The following is a 23979-nucleotide window of genomic DNA, read 5'->3' as shown; positions in this document are numbered from 1 at the left end:
GATTCGTTTTTTTGGGCGGATTTATGGGAGTCTAAAACTGAAATGCCTCTCCCGCCTCATAATCTCCTTCTAACACAAGGATCCCTTTTTCAGCAGGGGCGTCAGGCAAATCAAGCTCTTTCGCTGAGCAGATCATTCCGCTTGACGGAACGCCGCGAAGCTCTGCATCCTTAATGACAAGTCCGCTAGGCATCACAGCGCCGACTTTGGCAACGACAACGTTTTGTCCTTGGTCAACGTTAGGGGCGCCGCAGACGATTTGAAGCGTTTCTTCTCCTACATTGACTTTACATACGCTTAATTTATCGGCATTCGGATGTTTTTCTTTTGATTCTACATAACCCACAACAAACTTCGGAGATAAATCAACGACTAATGTTTCTTCAACGCCGTTTCTGTTTAAAATCTCATTCACATCTTGCACGAATGTTTCTGAGAGCGCAACAGGGCCGTTTTCATCAATGGTCAAGTAAGTAGACGCATTGAAAATGTTGAAGCCCGTTGTTTCTTTTGTTTCGTTATTGAAAATTTTGACGACGTCGCCGTGTTTTTCATAGCCTAATTGTTCACGTGTCACATCTTGAAGTGAGATCAGGAGCGTGTCTCCCACACCTTCTTTATTATAAAAAGCGTTCATAAGTAAAAATCCTTTCTAATCCTTTTTCGGACGGCTTTTCGCCAGGATAAACACCGGTTCCAGCTTTCCTTCATTGTACAAAAATGAAAGAGCGGTAATCGGAACGGTGCCGCCTGCAAAGAAGCTCATCGACATTTGTCCTAGAATATCATACCCTGATTCATTCCGGATGTCAGCAAGAATCAGAACGTCCTGATGCGGAACAGAGATCGCTAGCTCCCCTTCTGCACGCTGCTTGTACTCATTTAAAATCGCCTCGTTCAGAATCCGGCTGGCGTCGTATCCATCGTTTGCCCTGAAGAAATAGAAGTAATTGCCGGCAACCGTATCCTCTTTGACAACCGTCGGCAGAGAACGGAGATTAAATGCGGCCGTCTCTCTGATCCGTTCTTTTGTCCAGTTTTCTTTCTCAAGCATGCGCTGGTCAATTAAACGGTATGTTTTCCCGAGATCGAGCGCGTAATAAATTCTTGTCTCTGCGGTATGATCATCATAAATGAGCGGGATATCTTCGCTGGACTTGTCCGGGAAGGAAGTCGAGCGGATGACCGGATAAATGCGAGTTTCTTTCCCGGTCATTTCCTGAGCCTTCCCTTCCATTGCCGTCATTGCTTCGGAAACATAGTACACGATCTCATCAATGGCTTCGTCTTTTTTCAGTTCCCATTTCGCAATAATCGGCGGCAAATCGAGCGTAATCCCTTTTTTTGTCGTTTGATCCTCAACACGGAGAGTGTCTTTTTCTCTGTCAAACAGAAAGGAGCGATTCTCGTGCTGAAGGCGCTGTTTCAGTATATCTGACAGCTTCCTTGAGGTCATTTTCAAACCGATGTCCTCCTTTACGCTTTAGCGAGAGAATCTGTTAAAAACTGTTCGATTTCTTCTTTTGTTTTGCGGTCTTTGCTTACAAAACGATTTACTTCTTTTCCTTCATTAAAAACAACAAAGCTTGGGATTCCGTAAATTTCCCACTCTGCACATGTATCAATGAATTTGTCACGGTCTACGTAATAGTAGGTGAATTCAGGAAAATCCGCTTCCAGTTCAGGCAGGAAAGGCTCTACAAAACGGCAATCCGGGCACCAGTCGGCAGAAAACATAAATACAGCCCAGTCATCCTGTACCGCTTTTTCCAGCTCTTGAGTTGATTCAATTTTTTTCATTTCATATCCCTCCAGTTGTTTATGTTCTTACATGTTTGTTTATCGATACTCGTCCATTTGGATCATACCAAACTGCTTGAGGCAAAACCACTTATATGCAACGAATGAATATGTAAGATTGGCTTTCCCATTATCATTATCATATTTTATTTGCATTATCAAGCTCGTTTCGTTTAACATCGTGTACATGAGGGTAAAATTTACAGCTGGACATACATAAGGAGGGATTTTAGTATGGAGTTTATCGTCTATTTAGCAGGAGAAATCCACAGCAATTGGCGCGAGGAAATCAAAGAGAAAACAAAATCGCTGAAGCTGCCGATTACGTTTGTCGGCCCGATGGAGAATCATGACCGCTCAGACAATATTGGTGAAGACATTATGGGCGTACAGCCAAATGCCGTTTTGAAGGATGACAAAGCCTCTGACATCAACAACTTCAGAACCGCCGTCCTGATGAATAAAGCAGACTTTGTGATCGCCCTGTTTGGCGAAAAATACAAACAGTGGAACACGGCAATGGATGCATCATATGCGATCGCAAAAGGAAAACCTCTGATTATCATCCGGCCGGAATCACTCCACCATCCATTAAAAGAGCTTTCCAATAAAGCGAATATTACGGTGGAAACCGTCAACCAAGCCATTAAGGCCCTTTCCTATCTATTTGAAACAGAATAAGAAAAAAGCTTGTCGAACCGGGCTTACTGCTCGTTCAACAAGCTTTTATATAAATTCTACATATTCTTCTTAATTGCATCTACCGTCTGTCTATCGCAGGCTGTTACAAGTTTGATGAGCATTTCCTTAGCAGCAGCATAATCATCAATATGAATGATAGAAGCGTTTGTATGAATGTAGCGGGAACAAATTCCGATAACCGCTGACGGAACGCCGCTGTTCGAAATATGAACCTTGCCTGCGTCTGTTCCCCCGCCGGATACAAAATATTGATATGGAATATCATGCGTTTCAGCCATATCAAGAACGAATTCCCTCATTCCGCGATGCATGACTGTCGTTCTGTCAAGAATACGCAGCAAAAAGCCTTTTCCAAGCTGGCCAAATTCATTTTTGTCTCCGCTCATATCGTTTGCCGGACTGGCATCAAGGGCGAAAAATAAGTCCGGTTTAATCATGTGAGAAGCCGTCTGTGCCCCCCTTAGCCCGACTTCTTCCTGAACCGTTGCACCCGCATAGAGCGTGTTTGGAAGCTCTTTACCGTGTAATTCCTTCAAAAGTTCAATGCTCAAACCGCATCCATATCTGTTATCCCATGCTTTTGATAAAATTTTCTTTTCATTCGCCATCGTCGTAAACGGACAGACAGGCACGATCTGCTGTCCCGGTTTTATGCCGATTTTGATGGCGTCTTCCTTATCGTCCGCTCCAATATCGATCATCATGTTTTTGATATCCATCGGGCGGTTTCGCTGTGCATCTGTCAATAAATGCGGCGGTATGCTCGAAATCACACCCGGAACCGGCCCGTTATCTGTTTGAACTTCAACCCGCTGCGCAAGCAAAACCTGACTCCACCAGCCTCCGAGTGTCTGGAATCTGAGTAGCCCGTTGTCTGTGATGGATGTCACCATGAAGCCGACTTCGTCCATGTGCCCGGCTACCATAATTCTCGGTGCACCCTCTGCGCCTTGTCTGACTCCGAAAACACTTCCCAGTCTGTCCTGAACGATGTCATCGGCATATTTGGCTAGCTCCTGCTTCATAAAAGCACGAACCTGATGCTCGTTGCCCGGCGCGCCGGGAAGCTGCGTCAGTGTTTGGAAAAGCGCTTTCGTTTCTTGATTCATGTTTTCCCCTCATTTCTATGTAGTCCTTTTATTTTATTAGAAACAATCAAGTTTTCCAAGCACCCTGACCGAATCTGCTCAATCAGCCGCGTATTGCTTAACAGGTTTTGGCTGTTTCTGTATAATGAAAAGTACGATCAACCAGGAGGTGCTTTATTTTGAAATTGCGTCATCTTCTTTTAGGAGCAGGACTTGGAATTTGTACGGCTGTCGTTGTGAAACAATATGTGATGAAGCCTTATATTTCTTCAGAAAAAGCGCTTCGAATTGTAAAATCCGCTTTTAAGCAGCGGGGCCCGATTGACGGATCATGGATTTACACCCAGCCGGAGCCTTACAATATTAACGGAGAAACGGTACAGGTATACAAAACCGGCATTACACGATCAGCTTTCGGAGAATTAGAACAATATGAAGTCATGGTGGATGCGAAAACGGGGGAAATTGTAGATGTCATTGATACAATCGCTTCTTAACACCGGACAAGCATAAAATAGAAGCCGCTGCCTACGCAGCGGCTCTTTTTTATTATATCGCGCGAATCGGTTTGTATACCGGATACCACATCGCATCCTGCACAGCCTGTATAATGTCTTCAGGCTCTTCTGTCGCAACGCCTTCCTTCATTGCGGTTTTTGCAACTTCAACCGCAACGGTTGCCGATACAGTCCGCAAATCCTCTACTTTCGGAAGCATCGGCGCGCCAGGCACCCCGACATTGACCATACTTGCGATCGCCCGGGCGCATGCTTCAAACATGCTGTCTGTAATTAATTTTGATTTGGTGACAATCGTTCCAAGACCAAGCCCCGGGAAGACAAGCGCGTTGTTCGCTTGGCCGATATGATACGTTACGCCATTATACTCCACTGGCGGGAACGGGCTTCCTGTCGTGATCAGCGCACGGCCTTCTGTCCATTCGATTAAATCCTCCGGCTTTGCTTCAGAAAGAGTTGTCGGATTTGACATTGGCAAAATCGCCGGCCGTTTCACATGTGACGCCATTTCTTTGACAATTTCTTCAGTAAAAGCACCTGAAACCGTAGACGTCCCGATCAGGATTGTCGGTTTCGCCTGACGGACCACTTCAAGGAGATCAATGCCTCCGCCATCTCCATTCCGCTGATAATCCTTCACTTCATCAGCCGAACGTGCATACGGCTTTTGGAAATCAAGAAGCTGATCCATATCATCTGTCAACAGTCCGTTTCTGTCTATGCACCAGAAGCGCTGATATGATTCTTCCTCACTCAGCCCCTCACGCACCAATGCTTCCCGCAGCTGTTCGGCAATTCCGATTCCAGCCGTTCCTGCTCCGAATATAACAACTCTGTGATCCCTCAGCGGAACTTTAGACGCTTTTGCACAGGATAAGACTGCCGCCAAAGAAACAGCGCCTGTCCCTTGGATATCATCATTAAACGTACAAACTTTATCTTTATAGCGTTTCAAAATGCTTCGCGCGTTTTTCGCTCCGAAATCCTCCCAATGCAGCAATGCATTCGGAAATGTCTCTCTCGCCAGCGCAACGTAGTCGTCAATAAATTGGTCATAGCGTTCCCCGCGCACTCTGGAATGCTGGTTGCCGACATAAAGCGGATCGTTCAGGAGGCTCTCCTGATTTGTCCCCGCATCTAAAACAACAGCAAGCACTCTGCTCGGATCAATGCCGGCAGCCGCCGTATAAACCGCCAGCTTGCCGATAGAAATCGCGATTCCTCCGACGCCCCAGTCACCGATTCCTAAAATTCCTTCCGCATCAGTTGCAACTATTAAATCGATCGTATCGCTTTGATCTTTATACTGTTTAAAGGCTTCTTTCATACCGTCCGGGTCATCGATTGACAGATAGAGCCCTCGTGGTTTTCTATATTCATGGCTGTATCTCTGGATGGCCGTTCCAACTGTCGGTGTGTAGACAATCGGAAGCATTTCCCCTAAATGGTCATTTAACAGGCGGTAAAACAGCGTTTCATTCCGATCGTGCAGCGCCGTTAAATAAACATTTTTGCTCAAATCGTCTGGCTGTGCGGAATATTGCTCATACGCTCTTTTCGCCTGATCATCAATTGTTAATACCTTAGGCGGCAGAAAGCCTTTTAAACCAAGTTCTTTTCTTTCTTCCTCAGTAAAAGCGACACCTTTGTTCAAAAAAGGAACAGAGAGCACTTCAAGGCCTCTTAATGTTGTTTGAATGTCTCCTTCGTTTGTTACTTTGAATTGTTTCACCCTGCCTCTTCCTTTCTGAGCATAATTAGTACTAGGTTTGCATTATTAGCCGGAAAACATGCAGGGTAAACATAAAAATATGCTATTGCTTCATTCGCTTGACTGACTCTTTGATGCTTCCGTCCTCCTCCCATTGAAGGGCGCGATACTCGGCATCATGATAAAAAATAAACCAAGCGTCTTTTTCTGCTGCGAACGCCTGCCATTTCTGCTTTTGCGGAATAGAGGTCATCGGGTAATCATCATAAGCCAGAACCCAAAGCGGATTGCGGTGGGCATGCGTTGGCATTAGATCTGCCATATGTACAGCAGTTTCACCCGCATCCTCGCATATCAGGACACTGTGCCCGTCGCTATGGCCTCCGGTGTGATGCATGGTAATCCCCTCTGTGATGGTTAAAGAATCCTCAAAGGTTTTGACTTGGCCGGCTACAGCCTCCCAATTTTCCTTCCAATACGTATTTTTCGACCGGATATTCGGATGGCGCATTTCATCCCATTCGACAGCTGATGTATAAATCACCGCATTCGGAAAGACAGAGACGAACCGTTCACCTTCATATTCCGTTAAACCGCATGCATGATCAAAATGAAGGTGTGTCATTGCGATCACATCTATATCGGCAACGTTTAACCCGAGTGCAGCTAATGATGGTTTCACATTCGACTCTTGTGTCACGCCATAGTTTCGTTTTTGTTTATCAGTCAGCTTGCCTGATCCAATTCCGGCGTCAACGATGATATTAAGCCCATCCTTTTGAATCAAAATGGGGTCTGTCCTTAGTTCAATCTGGTTTTTTTCATTGACTGGGTATTTTTTAGACCAAAGCGGCTTTGGAACGACGCCGAACATCGCCCCTCCATCCATATGCGTCACGCCTCCGTCAAGCCAGGTCAACGTGATGTTTCCAATTTTCATTGTTTCCATTTTCATCCCCCCTGTCATCATGGTAGCAAACGGGCCATAAAAAAAACAGACTCCTGTCAGAGTCTGTCTTTACGTTCTCCATTCAACCTCAGCCCGATAGATCGGCTGGCCGAGTGCAGAGAATTTTTCTTCATATTCTGTCATAATATTGCCTTCCAGATTGCTGTTATGCAAATCGAGACTGACGTATGTCAGCAGCAGGCCGTACTCAGAGAAGCTCTTCAAAGAGTACTCAAACAAACCTCGGTTGTCGGTTTTAAAATGAATCGCTCCGCCTTTTCCCATTACTTCTTCATATTTTTTGAGAAAGTGGGAGTATGTCAAGCGGCGTTTTTCATGCCGTTTCTTCGGCCAAGGATCAGAAAAGTTCAAGTAGACCCGTTTCACTTCACCCGGCTCAAACACATCCGTCAGCGTGTCCGCATCTATATTCAGAAGCCTTACATTCTGCGCTTCGCTGTCTTTTACTTTTTGGACGGCTGTCACGATGACGCTTTTAAATAACTCAATACCAATATAATTGATGTCGGGATTTTGTTTGGCCATCCCAGAAATAAATTGACCTTTTCCTGTACCAACCTCGATATGGATCGGATTGTCGTTGCCAAACACTGTGTTCCATTTCCCTTTATAATCAGCAGGGTTGCTGATGGCAATATCTGCGTTTTCAGCCAAAAAGTCATCAGCCCAAGGCTTGTGGCGCATTCTCATATGATTGACACCTCTATCTATTATTTCGACTAACAACATACCATGAATTAAAAAGACCCGCAAGCTCGTTTTTCCAGTGTATCTCTCTTAAGGCCGAGTGCATAAAAAAAGAGGGTCCCGTCTGCTGGAACACTCCATTCACATGTATAAAAACGCTCTGTTTTGAACAATTTAACCCGTATGATACTGAAGGGATGTGTACCGTTATGGGTTTACATTATGAGCATCAAGTTCATTTATTGAAGGATATCTTGACTGACCATCAATTGGACTGCTGCGGAACAGTCGCAGAGTACGAGCAGCTTGAGCGTGTGATTAAATCACTGATGGCAAACACCGAGCTTGATTCAAATTTTAAAAACGTGCTTGAGGATGTTTACCGCTACAGCCAATCAGGAATATCGTCCAAATCCATCGACTCACACATACAAGAGCATCAGAACAGCCTGTCTCAATGGGTAGAGCAAATGGATTCGTATTCCTGATTAGTCAACAATTCGTTTCATGAGGATATGCAGTTCTTCCATTGCATCATGAAATTCCTTGTCATTGCCTTTTGCTTTATGCCAGGCAATGAAAGTGATTGTTTCAGATAACACATACCAAGCCATTCGCAACCGAAGGCTTTCTGTCAACTCTATGCCGTACATGCTCAGCCAGCTCTCCCAAGCTGGCTTTTCGACATAGTGGTACAGCAAAGGTCCGAGGTCCATCGCCGGATCAGCGATCATGGCGCCGTCCCAGTCAATTAAATACAGCTGGTTGTCTTCAGACAATAGCCAGTTATTATGATTGACATCACAATGGCAAACGACTTTCTCACCGAAATGCACTTCATGCAGGTGTTCTTCCAAATACTTGATCCCTTCTTGAATCAGCGGCGAAGATTGCTGCACAGCAAATACAGCCTGCTTCAGCTGAGACAAAAGAGCCCCCGGGTTCAGCGGTTCTTTTCCAAGTCTCTTCAGCATGTCCAGCAAGGCTTTTGATGTGTGTATTTTACGAAGCAATTCAGCAACGGGCCGTCCGCTCATGTCTTTAGGCTTCAGCTCTCTGCCGGTCATCCAGTGCTGGGCCGTAATGACGTCCCCATTTTCCATCCGTTTTGTCCAAACCAGCTTCGGAACAATGCCTTCGGCGGATAAAACAGCTAAAAAAGGTGAGCTATTACGTTTTAAAAAAAGCTGCTGCCCGTTATGTTTCGCATAATATGCATCTCCTGTAGCTCCTCCGGCGGGGAAGATCTCCCAATCGCTACCTAGTAATTGTCCCAACCAGTTCATATCAATGTTCAACCCATCATTTCTTAAAATATTTTAGAATAAAGGCGAATCGTCTCTAGTCTATCCAGCGAGCGCCTTTTTCGTACGAATCGTATGAAAATAAAAAAGACAGCTATTGAGAGTCTCATATGCTAATCAATAGCCGTCCTTTAAATTTTAGCGCTATAGCACAAACTTCGTCAAGCAAAACTCTTAAGATCTGATGCTAAATATAAGATAACTGTTCCGATGCCGTTTACTGCAACCGTTTTCTTAATTTCTGCCGGGTCTTGCTGAAATCCTGATGGATCACATAAAAGCCGATATGGTTTATCGTTTGGCAGCCTCCACTCGACAGAGTTCGGACTCGCATGATGGATAACAATGATATCTTTCCATTCGTCAACCTCGTCGAGATCATAAAGCCTGTATGCGATAAAGTGTTCTTTTAGCGTCAAACATTCAAGATGGCGCCGGATGTCTGCAGCGGACCTGAGACGGAATGCGGGATGCGCTTTTCTCAGCGAGATCAGCCTGCGGATATAGTCAACATCTTCTTTGAACGTTTCACGCCGATCCCAGTCCAGCTCGTTGATGCTATCACTGGATTGATAGCTGTTTTCCACTCCCTGCTTCGTCCGGAAAAATTCCTGGCCGCTGTGAATAAACGGCACCCCTTGGGCTAGCAAAATAATTGCGGCTGCAAGCCTTTGCCTGCTTCGCTTTCGGCTGTCATTTTCTTGAGGAAGCGCGAAGCTCATTTTATCCCAAAAGGTGTGATTGTCATGTGATTCAACATAATTGATGGACTGGCTTGGTTCCGGAACAATCGGGGCGAATGCCTTCCATCCGGAAGAGCCGGCAATCCCGTGCATAACAGCTTGCGCTGATTCACCGCTGCCGAGTGCAAACCCTGCTGCCATGAGGTGAAAGGTGTTCCCTTTTACAGCGTCACGAAACATATCATTAAAAAAACCGATACTGGGCATTCTTGGTGCGTTCGCCAAAGTAGCTTTCTGTTCATGCGGCAGCGGTGTAGCCAGATCCCATCCTTCTCCAAAAAACAGGATTCCGGGCTTTGCCTTAATTGCTTTCTCTTTCATATAAAGCACGGTGTCAATATCTAAAATGCCGAGCAGATCGAAGCGGAAGCCGTCGGCATTGTATTCTTCAAGCCAATAGACCACGCAATCCGCAATGAACTTTCTCGCCATTCTTCTTTCTGATGCAATATCATTGCCAACGCCAGTGCCGTTTGACGGCATCCCAAATTCGTCATGCCGGAAAAAATAACCGGGCACTGTTTTTTCAAAGGGTGAATTCTCGCGATGATACACATGGTTAAAAACAACATCCAGAATGACTCGCAGACCGTGCTGATGCAGGGTATTGATCATTTGTTTCAGCTCTGTTTTTCTCGTTTGAGGATCATGAGGGTTTGAGGCATAGCTTCCCTCCGGGGCAAAGAAATGAAGCGGGTTATATCCCCAATTATAAGCATCAAGCGGCTTCTCTTCATCAACTCCGGCAAAATCGTTCACCGGCAGTAGCTCGACGTGTGTAACACCAAGCTCTTTTATATACGCCAGTCCAGAAGAACTGCCATTGGCGGTCTGTGTATCAGTTTCCGTTAATGCTAAGTATTTTCCCTTGTTGATCATGCCGCTGTTTTCATGGATGGAGAAGTCGCGAAGGTGCGTCTCATAGATGACGGCATCCACAGGGTTTGAGAATGGCTTAAGCGAAGCAGTCCATTTCATTTGATCCGGGCGCAAGACGACGCCCTTCTCTCCATTTACTGTCACGGCCTTTGCATACGGGTCAACGGTTTCCGCCCACTCTGAATTGTTGCAGATGCAGAACACATACTCGTACCCGTGAAGGTCACCCATGACCGTAACAGCATAGACGCCCTTTTCCAAGCGAGTCATTTGGAATGTGCGCCCGCCTTTATTGGGGTGTGAAAGCTTGACTGCAGCTGAGGTTGCAACAGGCGCCCATACTTTAAATACGGTATGATCCGCAGTATAAACGGCGCCGAGCTCTCCGTCATAATAAAATTCGTCATCAAATGCAGCCGTCCGGATGACCGCGCCAATTTGGAGATCGGTTTTGTGGCCGCTGGATGCACTGACGAAATGGATTTTTCCAAATGTCACAGGATGGTCGGATACGCAGATGTACTTGTATTTCGCTTCAAGGGAGTATTCCTCCCTGACAGCCAGAGGAAAATCTGTTGTTTCTGTCTCAAGCCGAAACGGCGGTGTCATGATTTCTTTTTGTTCAGCAGGAATCAGGACGGTAATGATATTCATGTCATCGACATACGCTTCGAAGCTGCGGCGGATGCTGACCATCGGAAGCTCTCTCCTCCAAACACGTTTATGTTTTGATCCTGAGGGGTGCAGGACTAGATGCCAGACGAAACGGGGTAGTGCCCATGATTTCTCCGTCAGCATGAAATGGGATTTTGTCCTTCGTGTAAAACGTAATGTCTTTTGCTTTAAACATCGTAACGCCATCCATCTTTGTATGTTTTCCAAATGCCATCAGACATAAAAGCCAATATTTTTTCAAAAACGGCTGGTTTTCAACGATTACAATGTCAAATGTCTTCTCGCGGGGATTTGCTAGCGGCGCCGCCTTCATGCCTCCCCCGTAAAACGGATGGTTGGATACAACCGCAAACCAGACATCATGAAATTCATGCGTCTCGCCTTCCGTTGTACAAGCTAACGTAAACGGCTTAAAGGTTGCTGAGGCGTGCAAATGAGAAAGCGGATACACCAGAAATCGAAGGCGGAGAAAAAGAAAAACCCGTCTCAACGGAAATTCCATCGCCTTTTTATTGACATATGCGTCAAAACCAATCCCGATATGATTCATAAAATAAAGAATTTGTGATTTATCCTGAAGGAAATTGACGCTCCCTAAATGAAAGGTTCTTGTTAGCGGACGCTTTACCTTCTTAATTTCCTGTATCAGGTCAATTTTTTTAATAGAAAATCCCCGTGAGAAATCATTATACGCGCCCGCTGGCACAAAGCTCAGTTCAATATCGTCTACATCCTTCAGGCCGTTGACAACTTCATGCATGGTTCCGTCTCCGCCAATGACGATCAGGCGCTTCAGCTTATATTCCTGTATCGTTGAAATCTGTCTGGCGAGCACCTCGGCGTGTCCCGGATGTTCAGTTAAAAACGAACGGTGCTCAACCTTTCGTTTGATCAATTCCTTTTGAATGGACTTCCAAACACGCAGGCCGTTTCGATGTCCTGCTGTCGGATTAATAATAAAAAACCAATGGCTCATCTTTCTCACCTGCTTATGTTATGAGAAAACCGCTCAAATCGTTCTCTTTTACTCCAGCCACTCTTGTCTGCGATGGGAGTCAGACATGCAGTAAGACAATAGAGCCTTCGCAGCCTTTACCTGATGGTGTTTGATCGGAGCAGTGTTTTTCTTCTGCCGCTCAATCCATTCTTCCGCGCTCCGCTTATCCGCAATTTCTAAGCCGTATGGCGGCTCAGGGTAATCGATGTACGACGTTCTGCTCAGAAGCAATTTTCGAACCGGAATCTCGGCCTGTTTTTCCTTTACGATCTTTGAAACAACAGAGTCCGTGCGAAACAGGCTCAGCCCTGGATTTAACACTGATGCAGTCTGAGAGGCTGTTTTCTTGTCCCAAAAACGATTTTTAGACCCTATGTAGACACTGTCTTCCTCGGCCTCTAAAATAGAAACGCAATAAATTTCCAGAGGAGAAATAATCACAATGCTTAATTCAACCGCCGCCTGCTGAATTCTCAGCACAGGCTTATACATAATGAAATAAGAATCGGGCAGCTGTTGGGTCAGATAACGCAAAATGCGGTCCTGCTTCACCTGGTTTGAGAGTTGAGATATTTCTGAAAGAGTAGAGCTTGCCCATTTGAGCTGAAAATCATATAAATGTCTTTTATAGAAAGAAGCAAGCGCCATCCTGCTCTTCGGGAGCCTTATATGAATATCTTCTTCATCCTCAAACCATTGGTGTCTCTCTTCTTGTATATCGGCTTTTATCTCTTCTTTTCTTCTTTTCAATGAAAATTTTTTTCGTTTTTGCGCCGGTTCCGGTTCTCCAGCACTGGCTTGCCTCTCTTCTTGCTGGCGTTCCGCCGCTTCTACCAGTGAAAGCCAGCGCTCTTTTTTCAGCCGTACAAACTGGTTGATATAATGGTACGGATCAAGCTCATATCTCGATATATAATCATGAATTTTGATGATTTGTGCCATGTTTGTTTCTCCACTCCGCAATGAATTAAGATAAATGAAATTTGAATATTTCCTCGTATTTTGGTGATTGGTTCAAGTGTATTTGAAAGAGCGAAAACCGCTCAGCCCTCATCGAAACCTCGCCGCTTTCAAACGGAACATGAGCCGGAAATCCTTCTTCGCCTGTCCATTTTCTCGCCAGCGTCATATGAGGATGATACGGTCTTTTTTCCACTTGAAAACCAGCCTGAAGCACAGCCTGCTTTGTATGTTCCCTCAGCCTTTCAAGCGTGTTGTTTTTCTTAGGCTCCAGGTGTAAAACGCGCGGCCTTTTGCGGTCGCCGAATACATCTATCTTGCCAAACTCAATTGAAAATGGATCGATTTCTGAAGCAATCTCGGCTAGCGAACCTTCAAGCTTCTTTATTTGTGTCTCATCCGCCGCTCCGAGAAAAATTAACGTGATATGATAGTCAAGCGGGTGCACCCATTTTTGAAACGTCAATAGCGGCTCGTTTTTCGCAGCCTGGTAAATCGGGTTTGCAATTCCCTCAGGTATGGGAACGCCGATGAAATAATGAGGCCGTATATCTGGCATCCGTCTGACACTCCCTTCTTTAACAGCTATTATTTTATCAATAAAGAGGCTGTGCGGATAGAGGAACAGTGTATGAAAACACTCTCGCACAAACGTTTATTATGTTAGGATATTATATGACACTTGTTTTATTCAGAAAGGAATGACAATGTTGAAAATCGTTGAAAACACAGCTGATCTGATAGGAGATACACCGCTAGTGAGATTGAACCGGCTTCAGCCGGAAAATGCGGCACAAGTCTATTTAAAGCTTGAATTTTTCAATCCGAGCGGCAGTGTGAAAGACAGAGCAGCTTATCAAATGATTATAGAAGCTGAACAAAACGGTTTGCTCAAGCCGGGATCAGTTATTATAGAGCCGACAAGCGGAAATACCGGAATCGGGCTCGCTATGAATGCGGCAGCACGCGGATATAAAGCAATCTTAGTCATGCCTGATACGATGACGAAGGAACGGATCAACCTGCTTAAAGCTTACGGCGCAGAGGTTGTATTAACTCCCGGAGAGGAAAGAATGCCGGGCAGCATTAAAAAAGCGAAGGAGCTTGCCGAACAAATTCCGAACAGCTATATTCCAATGCAGTTCGATAACACTGCCAATCCTGATGCGCACCGGAAAACAACGGCGCCTGAAATTGCCCGGGCAATAGAGGAAATCGGAAAACCGCTCGGCGCTTTTGTAGCCTCATCGGGAACGGGCGGAACCATTACCGGAACAGGTGAGGCGCTCAAAGAGCTTTTTCCGGATATCACGGTTCATGTTGTTGAGCCAGCGGGTTCGCCTGTATTATCCGGTGGAAAACCCGGCGCGCATAAACTTGTAGGAACGAGCCCAGGCTTTATACCGCCGATTTTAAATGAAGACGTTTATGATGAAATTATCAAAATCTCTGATGAAGACGCATATACAACGACAAGACGGCTTGCTGCTGAAGAAGGAATTCTTGTCGGCCCTTCATCAGGAGCAGCCTGCTTCGCGGCAATCGAAACAGCGAAACGCCTCTCTCCTGACAAAGTTGTCGTCTGCATGACAGCCGATACAGGAGAACGGTACTTATCAACTGATTTATGGTCATTTATTTAAAAAAAGGACTGGCTTCAGCAGAAGCCGGTCCTTTTATTTTGCAAGCTCGTAAATGGCCTGCGCATATAATGCTGTCGATCTAAGAAGGTCATCAATTTCAATATATTCATCCTTTTGATGTGCGCTGTCAGGGCGTCCGGGGAACAGCGGGCCGAAGGCGACACCGGCTTTTAGCGATCTGGCATACGTCCCTCCGCCGATTGAGATTAAGTCAGCTTTTTTACCCAGCTGGCCTTCATAAACCTTTTGCAGGGTTTTGACTAGCGGATGATCTGCTGACACGTGATGCGGCTTGCTGTCTTTGAATTCGCCCAGCTCAAATTCAGTTGCGCTTTCGAATGCATCCCGGATTGCTTTGCTTTCTGCTGTCACAGGATAGCGGATATTGATCCCGAGCTCGCCTCCTTGCCCTTCCTTATAGCGCAGTGTTCCGACGTTTAATGTCAGCTCACCGCTGATTTCATCCTCACAGTCGATGTTCAGTTTCTTTCCTCTTGTATCACCTGAGAATTTGTCTGTCACCACTTGCACAAACCGCAGTCCTGCATCGTCAAGCTCAGTCTGCTGCAGAAATTCGCACAATAAAATGCCGGCATTGATCCCATTGTTCGGTTCCATCGCATGGCAGGAAAGTCCGTACATACGCAAAATGAGCTGTCCGTTCTCTATTTCAGCTTCTCCTTTTTGATCCGTCGTGCGGAGCATGTCTTTAAATGAAGACAGAATCTCTTCTTTTTTCGGCCCTTCAATGACGGCTTCAGCAGCGTCAGGCACCATGTTCAAACGGAGGCCTGACTGAAACGAGACAAGCACTGCCTTTGGCTCGGCTTGATTTGAGACATGCGGGATAAGTAAAGAAGCATCGATAATCCCTTTTTCCGCGTTAATAATCGGAAAATCGGCGTCAGGCGCAAAGCCAAGTGTTGGCATTTCTTCATGCTTGAAGTAATGCTCTACGCATCTCCAATCGCTTTCTTCATCTGTTCCGATAATCATTCTGACTCGCTTGGACAGCGGCAAATTCATGTCTTTTACGATTTTCAGCGCATAGAATGCTGCCATTGTCGGGCCTTTGTCATCAATGGCGCCTCTTGCATAAATCCGCCCATTACGGATTTCAGCTGAAAACGGATCACTCGTCCACCCGTCTCCCGGCGGCACGACGTCAACATGGCAAAGTACGCCGACAATGTCATCGCCCTCGCCCCATTCAATATGACCTGCGAAGCCATCAAGATTTTTTGTTGTAAAGCCTTCTTTTTCTCCAAGTTCCAGCAGTGAAGTCAGGCTGGCGTTTACCCCTTCTCCAAACGGTTTGCCCGGTCCGGCGGTTGTTTCGTCCATGACACTGTTGATTCTCAAAAATTCCTGCGTATCACGAATTAAATCCTCTTTTCTTCTGATCACTTCAACTTCCCAGTTCATAATGATCCCCTTTCCGCAAGAAATGACTTGCAAAAACCAAATAAAACGAATAATATTAATGGTGTTTTGTTAAAACGTTCGTAATTGGAGGATACTATGTTTCATCTAAAAGAGCAGCAAACATCCATAAAGCAAGAAATCATAGCAGGGCTGACGACCTTTTTCACAATGGTCTATATCGTGGTGGTCAATCCGGTCATTTTGGCTAACGCCGGGGTTCCTTTCGACCAGGTTTTCACCGCAACGATCATTGCCTCCATTGTCGGAACGCTGTGGATGGCCCTGGCAGCAAATTATCCGATTGCTATTGCGCCCGGCATGGGCTTGAACGCTTATTTAGCCTTTCATGTCGTAAGCGCAAGCGATGGCGGCATCACATACGCAACAGCTTTCAGTGCAGTATTTACAGCAGGGGTTCTCTTCATTATTTTATCGTTAACGCCTTTAAGAAAACAACTTATAGAAGCGATTCCAAACAATTTAAAATACGGGATCACAACAGGGATCGGGCTGTTTATTGCTTTTATCGGTTTGCGTCAAGCGGGAATTGTGGCAGCTGATGAATCAAACCTGGTTACTCTCGGCAATCTGCATTCACCGGGTGTCATTTTAACACTCGTCGGCCTTTTGATCAGCGTGGTCCTGATGGTGCTGAATGTAAGAGGCGCTTTATTTATCGGAATGGCAGCTACCGCTTTGATCGCCTTTTTTACCGGACAGCTTCATTTTTCAAAGGGATTTATGTCGTTTCCTCATTTGCCGGAAGGATTGATGATCTCAAATCCATTTACCGCTTTTGGCGACGTCATTCATCACGGCCTGTACGCTGTCGTCTTTTCTTTTCTTTTGGTCACCATTTTTGATACGACAGGCACAATGATCGGAGTAGCAGAGCAAGCAGGGCTCATGAAAAACAATAAGCTGCCGAACGTGCGAAAAGCGCTGCTTGCTGATTCAACCGCGACGACAGTAGGAGCTGTGTTCGGCACAAGCCCGACGACGGCATTTATCGAATCTTCCGCAGGCGTCGCAGCCGGGGGAAGAACGGGGCTTACAGCTTTGACTGTGGCGGTGATGTTTGCGGCATCAATGTTTTTCAGTCCGCTTGTCAGCGCCTTGTCCGGCATAGCTGCCATCACCTCGCCTGCTTTGATTATTGTAGGCAGTCTGATGATGGGCTCAGTTTCCAATATGAACTGGAAAGAGATGGACGAAGCATTCCCAGCGTTTCTCGTCATTTTGGCTATGCCTTTGACATCAAGCATTTCTACAGGAATCGCCCTTGGCTTTATTTCGTATCCGATTGTAAAAGCGGCACGGGGAAAATGGAGAGAGATTCATCCGCTCGTTATCGTTTTCGCCATACTGTTTTTCATCCAGCTGTTTATTTTATAACACATAAAGAAAACCCAAACGCTCAGTCGTTTGGGTTTTTTATGTGAATAATAAAGAGACGGCGGCCGCAAAAAAACAGCAGGCGGCAAACGCATAGTGCAAAGTGTTGATACAGCTTTTTCTGGCCCGGTAATATTCATCACTTTCCATATCGGTGCCAATTAAAAAAGGGGCATCCATGACCTTGTCAAAAATAAGCGTCAGGATATAACGGCAAACACCTGTATAAACCAGAAGCGCTATCACCTTCAGCCAAATCGGGGAGACAAAAATCAAAATCGTAAAGGCCGACAAAAGCATGTACATTTCCCTCATATACTCGCCATTCCTCAGCATGACTTTGAAAAACAATTCCTTATAGCCAGTGCAGATCGTTCGCCTTTTAAATATCCTTTTTGAATTGCGGTATAATAACGGTTTTCTTCTCATCCTGTCTTTTACTTTCGGCATTCCCGCCTCCTGGCTCATCATCATCACAAGTCCTGCAAGGGCAAGCCTTCTTTTTTTCTCTTCAGTCACCTCAGCTTCAAAAGCCGTAAACGTGGCTGTCTTTTTCAAACTGCGGACGGCTGAAAAAAGCAAAAATAAAATGCCAAAAAGCGCAAGCAAGGGCCAATCAGTCAAAACAATCAGGATAGCAGAACCAGCAAAAAGAATAGCTCTTGCAGAGATATCGCCAATCCATCTCGAAATGGAGCGCGGCTTTCTGATCCTGTCTTGCTTTGAAGATAAAAAGAACATATGAAGGCCAAATAAGTAACATATTAGAAGCGCGCTTTCTGCGAATGTGATGTGAACAGAATGACGGATTAAAGGAAAAACAATGAAAAAGAGCAGCAGCCATTTGGCCAGCGTGACCAAAAAAGAATACAAAAGCGCATACCGTTTTAACTGATAGATTATTTCTTTCTTTTGCAGCAAAAACACTTTGTCCGCTTCCATTAAAAATGTGCGAATCGAGCCTGTAAACATGATCAGCACACACACAGCATACAGCCATCTCCATTCCGCCACTTCAGACCACTCATAAAGAAGGCCTCTTCCGTTCATCAAATCAATATACTGATAGACGACAAAAGCAAGCGCCGGCAAAACGATATAGAGAGCGACTGTCCAGTCAATGACCGCATGCAATACCTTAAACTGATACCTGTAATAGTCAAACAGCCTCCGAAAAAAGAGCGTACGCCCGTTCATGGCCGATCACCTTGAACTGCCTTATAAAAACAGTCAAGCAATGACTGCCCCTCTAATCCGGTCTTGTCCTGAATATCTTTTAACGTGCCTTGGAGAAATAAAGAACCTTTCTCAATCATGTAAAACCGGTCACAGATCTTTTCCGCGGTATCGAGCACGTGTGTACACATGAGAATGCCGGCTCCCCGTTCTTTTTCAGCTTTAAGCATGTCCACAAAACGTTTCGTCGATATCGGATCAAGCCCGATAAACGGTTCATCAATCACATAGATATCAGGCTTAGAGAGAAAAGCCTGGATAAGCATCAGTTTTTGCTGCATGCCTTTTGAAAAGGTGACAGGCAGCTCATGCCTGACATGATCAAGCGAAAATGTCTGCAGCAGGTTTTGGGCCCGTTGTGCAAATTCACTCTCTCCAATGCCGTGGAGTGTGCTGATCAGATCCAAATGCTCCCACAGCGTCAGTTCTTCGTAGAAGGACGGATGCTCCGGAATATATGCAAATGAACAGCCGTTCCAGGCAATTTGCCCTTTAAAATCTTCTGAGAGGCCGAGTATCGCCTTCATTGCGGTGCTTTTTCCGGCACCGTTAGCTCCGATCAGCCCGACCAGCTCCCCTTTTCCGACTTCCAGAAAAATATCGGTGAGCACTTTTTTACGGCTTGTATACCCCGCGTGTTCTATTGAAGCTTCAAGTAAATTTGTCAAACTCACCCACCTCCAAAATTTACTACGAAACAGAATAAAAAAAGTTTCTTTAAGCATAATAATATTGAGCCGAAATACATAGTAATCCAACAAGGATGGCTGCCCAACGAGAATTGGAAAAAATTAATAGGAGTTATCCCTAGATTCATTGCTGCAATATCGTGTATAATGAGGGCGAATTATTTTAACAATTACAGATGTCTGCCTTTGTTGCTATTTCGTACGCAGTTGATAGTCGTGAGTTGTGGTTAGTCAAGTCCATCCGATCTTATGATAGGGAGTGGTTTTTTGAAACCTTCAACAAACCGTATGCTAACTCGAATCAAATCAGTTTACATGTTTATCCAAGAAAAAGGTCTTGTGACAACGCAGGAACTGGTTGACGAATTCGGCATTACACCTAGAACGATTCAAAGAGACTTAAATGTGTTGGCATATAATGATCTTGTTCATAGTCCAAGCCGTGGCAAGTGGGAGACAACGAGAAAGAAAGTAAAGATTACCTCATAAATTGAAAAATTACATAGGGCCGCCTGTGAGCGGCCTGATAGATACAGGGCGAAGAAACTTCCGAGCCTTGTTTTTGTGCGCTTATAAATAAAACCCCGCATTCGTATGCGGGGTTTTTTCATGCTTGCGGTTCATTGAGCCAATGAAGTTCTTCCTCCGTAAGCTCCCGGTATTCTCCGGGTGCCAGAGCGGGATCCAGGGAAACGCGCCCCATCGAAAGCCGCTTCAGATAAACCACTTCATTGCCTACAGCCTTTGCCATCTGCTTGACCTGATGGTATTTTCCTTCGGTAATTGTCAGATATATCACAGTATTGCCATTGTCGTTTGTTTTGATTTCCGCTTTTGCCGGCTTTGTTTTATAGCCGCCTTCTATGTAGACACCCGTTTCCAAATCGGAAATGTTTTCCGGTGAAATCTGTGATTTTAAATGGACTTCATACGTTTTTGGGACATGCTTTTTAGGAGAAAGGAGCCGATGTGCGAGCTGGCCATCATTTGTGAGCAGCAAAAAGCCCTCTGTATCTTTATCAAGCCTGCCGGCGGGAAATGGCTCAAATCTCATCTCCTCCGGCGTCAGCAGATCGATCACTGTTTGCTGCCGGCTGTCCTCGGTCGCCGACAGCACGCCTTGCGGTTTATTCATCATAAGATAAATGAACTCACGGTAATCAACCGGTTCCCCGTATACGGTAACCTCCTGTGTATCAGGATCAACGTGCGCCTTTACATCTTTGGCCGGTTTGCCGTCGATCATAACGGCTCCCGCCTTCACAACGGCTTTGACTTCTTTTCTGGAACCATACCCGCTGTTGGCAAGCAGCTTATCAAGTCTCATTCCTCATCTCTCCTTTATAAAAGAAAGCCCGCAGCATGCGAGCCCTCCGTTTCATCATATCTTGTTCATCAGCCCGCATGTCTGCCTTTCTTTAAGAAACCCGGCAAACGGCGGCCTAAAATTTTCTGCAAAAATCCTAACCGGTAGCCGCAATACAGGTAAACAGCACCGCCAACAGCGGCCGCAATCACCACAACAATCGCAGCTTGCAGCTGGCCATCCTGATAGGAAATAAAGAAGCTTAATACCCACTGTACGATTTTCACGGCAATACCCATAATAGCTGATAAGACCAGCATCAAAACAGTTCGTTTAACCAGTATCTTATACGAATAGCCTGCATGGCGCTTAATCATGATAAATCCATATAAAAGTGAAGCGATATATCCAAGAGCCGTCGCTAAAATCGCTCCGTCAGCCTGCATCAGCTTGATTAGCGGAACATTCAGCACAAGCTTAATCACGACACCGATCACAAGGCTGACAACCGCAAATTTTTGTTTATTGATGCCCTGCAGAATGGCTGCATTGACCGTAAACAAAGAGAACAAAATCGCGACTGGCGAATACCAAAGCAGAATGTTTGCTCCCAGTTCAGGATGAAGGCTCTCTGACCCGTAAAAGAACGTATACGTTGGTCCTGACAATAGAGAGATCCCGACAACAGCCGGAATAATTAAAAACAGGATCGTCTGCATCGTTTGGTTAATCTGCTGATTTAACAGCTTATAGTTTGCGCTTGTAAACGATTCAGTAATCGTTGGAATTAATGTCAGTCCGAAAGCTGTTGCAAGGGAAACCGGGATCATCACGAGCTTCTGCACATACAGGGTTAGAATCGCCAGCATGTCCTGGCTGATGGCTTGATGCCCGGCTTCAATCATCGCTTTGTTAAACGTATTTGTATCAATATAGTTATACAAAGGGATGGCTAGTCCGACAAAAACGTACGGAGCAGCATAGCTGAACAGCTCGAAAAACATTTTCTTGTAGCTTAAGTTTGCTGTCGGACCCGTATTCGGCATCATCGCCAGCAGGCTGCCCTTCCGTTTGTTCCAATAAATATACAGCACGACCAGCCCTCCGAAGGCACCGATCAGCGCTGCGAAGGTCGCATAGCCGACAGCGATGACAAGACCGCCGTTGAAAACCTTCAAAATCAGGTATGTCGCACTCAATAGAAAGATGATGCGGACAATCTGTTCAACGACTTGGGAAACAGCTGTCGGACCCATCATTTGGTGCCCTTGGAAGAATCCGCGAACAAGACTCATAATCGGTACGACCAAAAGCGCTAAGCTGACCATGCGGATGACATAAACGACATGATCAATTGTCAGGCCGTTATTATCCTTGCCTCCCAGCGATATTTCCGCAAACATCGGAGCGGATAGATACAGAATGAAAAAGGCTATCATTCCTGTAACGAGCATAACCGACATGCCCGCCTTGAGCATTTTTCTGCTTGTCTCATAATCCCCTTTGGAATTATATTTGGACACAAATTTAGAAACAGCGGCCGGAAAGCCCATCGTAGCAATATTCAAAAATAAAGTGTATTGGTTGTATCCGTATTGAAATAATGCACCGCCTGTCGCCCCGACCATAATGCTGAAGGGAATTAAATAGACCATTCCCAGAATTCGCGATATATATGTACCGAGCGTTAACACAAACGTGCCTCTTAACAGTTTGCTTGACATGTTTCTTCATCACCATTTTCTACGAAGATTCAACTTTTCTATTTTACCACAACTGGGCATTTAGACGGTAATAAATACAAAAGCAATCCTGTGAACATTCGTATCCGCTGCAAAAGACGTTTAAGGAGCGGCTTTCTTTCGCTATAATAGTACTGCGGACGGGATGTCCGCATACGAAACGAAAAGAAAGTTGATGATAAAGATGAAACAATATGACGTAATCGTAATCGGCGGCGGCCCTTCAGGCTTGATGGCTGCGATTGCAGCAGGGGAGCAGGGCGCTGGCGTTTTGCTGATAGATAAAGGAAATAAATTAGGGCGGAAACTCGCGATTTCCGGGGGCGGCCGCTGCAATGTGACAAACCGCCTTCCTGTGGAAGAAATTATTAAGCACATCCCCGGAAACGGGCGTTTTTTATACAGCGCGTTTTCTGAATTTAATAATGAAGATATTATCAAGTTTTTTGAAAACCTTGGCATTCAATTAAAGGAAGAGGATCACGGCAGAATGTTTCCTGTGACCGACAAAGCCCAAAGTGTTGTTGACGCGCTGTTAAACAGGCTGAAGCAGCTCCGTGTAACAATCAGAACGAACGAGAAAATTAAATCTGTTATATATAAAGATGGACAGGCGGCAGGGATTGTGACGAATAATGGCGAAATGATCCATAGCCAGGCTGTCATTATCGCTGTCGGCGGCAAAAGTGTGCCTCATACCGGAAGCACGGGAGACGGCTATGAATGGGCTGAAGCCGCAGGCCATACCATAACAGAGCTGTTTCCGACAGAGGTACCCGTCACTTCTGGCGAACCGTTCATTAAGCAAAAAACACTTCAGGGCTTATCACTAAGAGATGTAGCCGTCAGTGTGTTAAATAAAAAAGGCAAACCAATCATCACACATAAAATGGACATGCTGTTTACCCATTTCGGCCTCTCAGGCCCTGCCATTCTCAGATGCAGCCAATTTGTCTTGAAAGAGCTGAAAAAACAGCCCCAAGTTCCGATCAGAATTGACTTATATCCGGATATCAATGAAGAAACGCTTTTCCAAAAGATGTTTAAAGAATTGAAGGAAGCACCGAAAAAAGCCATTAAAAACGTACTGAAACCCTGGATGCAGGAGCGCTACCTCCTATTTCTGCTCGAAAAAAACGGCATCTCTCCGAACGTATCGTTTTCTGAGCTGCCAAGGGACCCTTTCAGACAATTTGTAAAGGACTGCAAGCAGTTTACTGTTCTCGCAAATGGCACACTGTCGCTTGATAAGGCATTTGTCACGGGAGGCGGGGTATCTGTAAAAGAAATCGACCCGAAAAAGATGGCCTCTAAAAAAATGGAGGGGCTTTACTTTTGCGGAGAAATTCTGGATATCCACGGCTACACAGGAGGATACAATATCACCTCCGCCCTAGTAACAGGAAGGCTTGCGGGGCTCAATGCCGGTCGCTTTTCCCGCTCCTGACCAGCCTTTTCAAATTTTTACAAAACGCTGAACATTTGAAAATTCTCCGCATTCATGGTAGG

The 23979-nt window shown here is 45.4% G+C and carries 25 protein-coding genes; 7 read left to right on the top strand and 18 right to left on the bottom strand.

What is annotated here, in order from left to right:
• Nucleotides 1-31: 31 nt before the first annotated feature.
• Genes ytpR through NZD81_RS00675 form a run of 4 tightly spaced genes read right to left on the bottom strand, consistent with a single transcriptional unit; the run spans nt 32 to nt 1956 of the window.
• Nucleotides 32-637, bottom strand: coding sequence for a YtpR family tRNA-binding protein (ytpR, locus tag NZD81_RS00690; RefSeq protein WP_069840134.1), 606 nt, complete (start codon nt 635-637; stop codon nt 32-34).
• A gap of 15 nt (nt 638-652) precedes the next feature.
• Nucleotides 653-1462, bottom strand: coding sequence for a DUF1444 domain-containing protein (locus NZD81_RS00685; RefSeq protein ID WP_080478262.1), 810 nt, complete (start codon nt 1460-1462; stop codon nt 653-655).
• A gap of 14 nt (nt 1463-1476) precedes the next feature.
• Nucleotides 1477-1800 (bottom strand): thioredoxin family protein, encoded by a 324-nt coding sequence (locus NZD81_RS00680; protein WP_014665016.1) that lies wholly within the window; start codon nt 1798-1800, stop codon nt 1477-1479.
• 39 nt (nt 1801-1839) lie between these two features.
• Nucleotides 1840-1956, bottom strand: coding sequence for a hypothetical protein (locus tag NZD81_RS00675; RefSeq protein WP_004399150.1), 117 nt, complete (start codon nt 1954-1956; stop codon nt 1840-1842).
• A 78-nt stretch (nt 1957-2034) separates the two neighbouring features.
• Here NZD81_RS00675 and NZD81_RS00670 point away from each other — a divergent pair, with 78 nt between their 5' ends.
• Entirely contained in the window at nt 2035-2481 is a 447-nt protein-coding gene (locus tag NZD81_RS00670) for a YtoQ family protein (RefSeq protein ID WP_014665018.1), read from the top strand.
• Between the two features lie 56 nt (nt 2482-2537).
• Here the strand turns inward: NZD81_RS00670 and NZD81_RS00665 are convergent, their stop codons facing one another.
• On the bottom strand, nt 2538-3611 hold the full coding sequence (locus tag NZD81_RS00665; protein ID WP_136654355.1) for a M42 family metallopeptidase: 1074 nt from the start codon (nt 3609-3611) through the stop codon (nt 2538-2540).
• Nucleotides 3612-3769: 158 nt separating this feature from the next.
• On the opposite strand from NZD81_RS00665, the gene NZD81_RS00660 reads away from it, so the two are divergent.
• Complete coding sequence (locus NZD81_RS00660; RefSeq protein WP_014477682.1) at nt 3770-4087, top strand: PepSY domain-containing protein; 318 nt, start codon at nt 3770-3772, stop codon at nt 4085-4087.
• Between the two features lie 52 nt (nt 4088-4139).
• Here the strand turns inward: NZD81_RS00660 and NZD81_RS00655 are convergent, their stop codons facing one another.
• The 3 genes from NZD81_RS00655 to trmB all read right to left on the bottom strand — a co-directional run bounded on the left by NZD81_RS00655 (nt 4140) and on the right by trmB (nt 7479).
• The gene (locus NZD81_RS00655; RefSeq protein WP_040082118.1) at nt 4140-5840 is read right to left on the bottom strand and encodes an NAD-dependent malic enzyme; all 1701 of its coding nucleotides are present in this window, start codon (nt 5838-5840) and stop codon (nt 4140-4142) included.
• 82 nt (nt 5841-5922) lie between these two features.
• Nucleotides 5923-6768 (bottom strand): YtnP family quorum-quenching lactonase, encoded by an 846-nt coding sequence (locus NZD81_RS00650; protein WP_289859126.1) that lies wholly within the window; start codon nt 6766-6768, stop codon nt 5923-5925.
• Between the two features lie 69 nt (nt 6769-6837).
• Nucleotides 6838-7479 carry a tRNA (guanosine(46)-N7)-methyltransferase TrmB gene (trmB, locus tag NZD81_RS00645; protein ID WP_014665023.1) on the bottom strand — a complete coding sequence of 214 codons (642 nt, stop codon included), beginning with the start codon at nt 7477-7479 and terminating at the stop codon, nt 6838-6840.
• Nucleotides 7480-7685: 206 nt separating this feature from the next.
• Here trmB and NZD81_RS00640 point away from each other — a divergent pair, with 206 nt between their 5' ends.
• Nucleotides 7686-7964 (top strand): YtzH-like family protein, encoded by a 279-nt coding sequence (locus NZD81_RS00640; protein ID WP_003237926.1) that lies wholly within the window; start codon nt 7686-7688, stop codon nt 7962-7964.
• On the opposite strand, the gene NZD81_RS00635 is transcribed toward NZD81_RS00640, so the two are convergent.
• The 5 genes from NZD81_RS00635 to thpR all read right to left on the bottom strand — a co-directional run bounded on the left by NZD81_RS00635 (nt 7965) and on the right by thpR (nt 13593).
• A complete protein-coding gene (locus NZD81_RS00635) occupies nt 7965-8762 on the bottom strand; it encodes a phosphotransferase family protein (protein ID WP_009967993.1) in 798 nt (265 codons plus the stop codon).
• A gap of 179 nt (nt 8763-8941) precedes the next feature.
• Nucleotides 8942-11098 (bottom strand): type I pullulanase, encoded by a 2157-nt coding sequence (gene pulA, locus NZD81_RS00630; protein WP_289859119.1) that lies wholly within the window; start codon nt 11096-11098, stop codon nt 8942-8944.
• A gap of 25 nt (nt 11099-11123) precedes the next feature.
• Nucleotides 11124-12053 (bottom strand): YegS/Rv2252/BmrU family lipid kinase, encoded by a 930-nt coding sequence (locus NZD81_RS00625; RefSeq protein WP_014665025.1) that lies wholly within the window; start codon nt 12051-12053, stop codon nt 11124-11126.
• Between the two features lie 48 nt (nt 12054-12101).
• The gene (locus NZD81_RS00620; RefSeq protein WP_289859118.1) at nt 12102-13016 is read right to left on the bottom strand and encodes a hypothetical protein; all 915 of its coding nucleotides are present in this window, start codon (nt 13014-13016) and stop codon (nt 12102-12104) included.
• Nucleotides 13017-13041: 25 nt separating this feature from the next.
• Nucleotides 13042-13593 (bottom strand): RNA 2',3'-cyclic phosphodiesterase, encoded by a 552-nt coding sequence (thpR, locus tag NZD81_RS00615; RefSeq protein WP_172640537.1) that lies wholly within the window; start codon nt 13591-13593, stop codon nt 13042-13044.
• Between the two features lie 148 nt (nt 13594-13741).
• On the opposite strand from thpR, the gene cysK reads away from it, so the two are divergent.
• Nucleotides 13742-14677, top strand: a complete 936-nt coding sequence (cysK, locus tag NZD81_RS00610; RefSeq protein ID WP_014477688.1) for a cysteine synthase A — start codon at nt 13742-13744, stop codon at nt 14675-14677.
• 33 nt (nt 14678-14710) lie between these two features.
• On the opposite strand, the gene pepV is transcribed toward cysK, so the two are convergent.
• Nucleotides 14711-16102 (bottom strand): dipeptidase PepV, encoded by a 1392-nt coding sequence (gene pepV / locus NZD81_RS00605; protein ID WP_069150092.1) that lies wholly within the window; start codon nt 16100-16102, stop codon nt 14711-14713.
• Between the two features lie 96 nt (nt 16103-16198).
• On the opposite strand from pepV, the gene pbuO reads away from it, so the two are divergent.
• Nucleotides 16199-17497 carry a hypoxanthine/guanine permease PbuO gene (gene pbuO, locus NZD81_RS00600; protein ID WP_095432449.1) on the top strand — a complete coding sequence of 433 codons (1299 nt, stop codon included), beginning with the start codon at nt 16199-16201 and terminating at the stop codon, nt 17495-17497.
• 39 nt (nt 17498-17536) lie between these two features.
• Here the strand turns inward: pbuO and NZD81_RS00595 are convergent, their stop codons facing one another.
• Together NZD81_RS00595 and NZD81_RS00590 are read right to left on the bottom strand one after the other, a co-directional pair.
• On the bottom strand, nt 17537-18694 hold the full coding sequence (locus NZD81_RS00595; RefSeq protein ID WP_136654358.1) for an ABC transporter permease: 1158 nt from the start codon (nt 18692-18694) through the stop codon (nt 17537-17539).
• The gene (locus tag NZD81_RS00590) at nt 18691-19401 is read right to left on the bottom strand and encodes an ABC transporter ATP-binding protein (RefSeq protein WP_136654359.1); all 711 of its coding nucleotides are present in this window, start codon (nt 19399-19401) and stop codon (nt 18691-18693) included. The genes NZD81_RS00595 and NZD81_RS00590 overlap by 4 nt, the downstream gene beginning before the upstream one ends.
• 288 nt (nt 19402-19689) lie before the next feature.
• Here NZD81_RS00590 and NZD81_RS00585 point away from each other — a divergent pair, with 288 nt between their 5' ends.
• Nucleotides 19690-19911 carry a DeoR family transcriptional regulator gene (locus NZD81_RS00585; RefSeq protein ID WP_003152337.1) on the top strand — a complete coding sequence of 74 codons (222 nt, stop codon included), beginning with the start codon at nt 19690-19692 and terminating at the stop codon, nt 19909-19911.
• A gap of 118 nt (nt 19912-20029) precedes the next feature.
• Here the strand turns inward: NZD81_RS00585 and NZD81_RS00580 are convergent, their stop codons facing one another.
• Nucleotides 20030-20749, bottom strand: coding sequence for a pseudouridine synthase (locus tag NZD81_RS00580; protein WP_014665033.1), 720 nt, complete (start codon nt 20747-20749; stop codon nt 20030-20032).
• Between the two features lie 68 nt (nt 20750-20817).
• Nucleotides 20818-22452: a lipid II flippase MurJ gene (gene murJ / locus NZD81_RS00575; RefSeq protein ID WP_040082102.1), complete on the bottom strand. Its 1635-nt coding sequence runs from the start codon at nt 22450-22452 to the stop codon at nt 20818-20820.
• Nucleotides 22453-22654: 202 nt separating this feature from the next.
• On the opposite strand from murJ, the gene NZD81_RS00570 reads away from it, so the two are divergent.
• The gene (locus NZD81_RS00570; RefSeq protein WP_172640586.1) at nt 22655-23917 is read left to right on the top strand and encodes a BaiN/RdsA family NAD(P)/FAD-dependent oxidoreductase; all 1263 of its coding nucleotides are present in this window, start codon (nt 22655-22657) and stop codon (nt 23915-23917) included.
• The last annotated feature ends 62 nt before the right edge of the window (nt 23918-23979 follow it).

It is taken from the genome of Bacillus sp. B.PNR1 (assembly GCF_030386235.1).
Lineage (GTDB): Bacteria > Bacillota > Bacilli > Bacillales > Bacillaceae > Bacillus > Bacillus stercoris.
This window is presented reverse-complemented; position numbering and strand designations above follow the sequence as displayed.

Coding starts and splice junctions, on each gene's coding strand:
- ytpR (WP_069840134.1), bottom strand. CDS start 637: ATGAACGCTTTTTATAATAAAGAAGGTGTGGGAGACACGCTCCTGATC.
- NZD81_RS00680 (WP_014665016.1), bottom strand. CDS start 1,800: ATGAAAAAAATTGAATCAACTCAAGAGCTGGAAAAAGCGGTACAGGAT.
- NZD81_RS00675 (WP_004399150.1), bottom strand. CDS start 1,956: ATGCAAATAAAATATGATAATGATAATGGGAAAGCCAATCTTACATAT.
- NZD81_RS00670 (WP_014665018.1), top strand. CDS start 2,035: ATGGAGTTTATCGTCTATTTAGCAGGAGAAATCCACAGCAATTGGCGC.
- NZD81_RS00665 (WP_136654355.1), bottom strand. CDS start 3,611: ATGAATCAAGAAACGAAAGCGCTTTTCCAAACACTGACGCAGCTTCCC.
- NZD81_RS00650 (WP_289859126.1), bottom strand. CDS start 6,768: ATGGAAACAATGAAAATTGGAAACATCACGTTGACCTGGCTTGACGGA.
- trmB (WP_014665023.1), bottom strand. CDS start 7,479: ATGAGAATGCGCCACAAGCCTTGGGCTGATGACTTTTTGGCTGAAAAC.
- NZD81_RS00640 (WP_003237926.1), top strand. CDS start 7,686: ATGGGTTTACATTATGAGCATCAAGTTCATTTATTGAAGGATATCTTG.
- NZD81_RS00635 (WP_009967993.1), bottom strand. CDS start 8,762: ATGAACTGGTTGGGACAATTACTAGGTAGCGATTGGGAGATCTTCCCC.
- pulA (WP_289859119.1), bottom strand. CDS start 11,098: ATGGTCAGCATCCGCCGCAGCTTCGAAGCGTATGTCGATGACATGAAT.
- NZD81_RS00625 (WP_014665025.1), bottom strand. CDS start 12,053: ATGAGCCATTGGTTTTTTATTATTAATCCGACAGCAGGACATCGAAAC.
- NZD81_RS00620 (WP_289859118.1), bottom strand. CDS start 13,016: ATGGCACAAATCATCAAAATTCATGATTATATATCGAGATATGAGCTT.
- thpR (WP_172640537.1), bottom strand. CDS start 13,593: ATGCCAGATATACGGCCTCATTATTTCATCGGCGTTCCCATACCTGAG.
- cysK (WP_014477688.1), top strand. CDS start 13,742: ATGTTGAAAATCGTTGAAAACACAGCTGATCTGATAGGAGATACACCG.
- pepV (WP_069150092.1), bottom strand. CDS start 16,102: ATGAACTGGGAAGTTGAAGTGATCAGAAGAAAAGAGGATTTAATTCGT.
- pbuO (WP_095432449.1), top strand. CDS start 16,199: ATGTTTCATCTAAAAGAGCAGCAAACATCCATAAAGCAAGAAATCATA.
- NZD81_RS00595 (WP_136654358.1), bottom strand. CDS start 18,694: ATGAACGGGCGTACGCTCTTTTTTCGGAGGCTGTTTGACTATTACAGG.
- NZD81_RS00580 (WP_014665033.1), bottom strand. CDS start 20,749: ATGAGACTTGATAAGCTGCTTGCCAACAGCGGGTATGGTTCCAGAAAA.
- murJ (WP_040082102.1), bottom strand. CDS start 22,452: ATGTCAAGCAAACTGTTAAGAGGCACGTTTGTGTTAACGCTCGGTACA.
- NZD81_RS00570 (WP_172640586.1), top strand. CDS start 22,655: ATGAAACAATATGACGTAATCGTAATCGGCGGCGGCCCTTCAGGCTTG.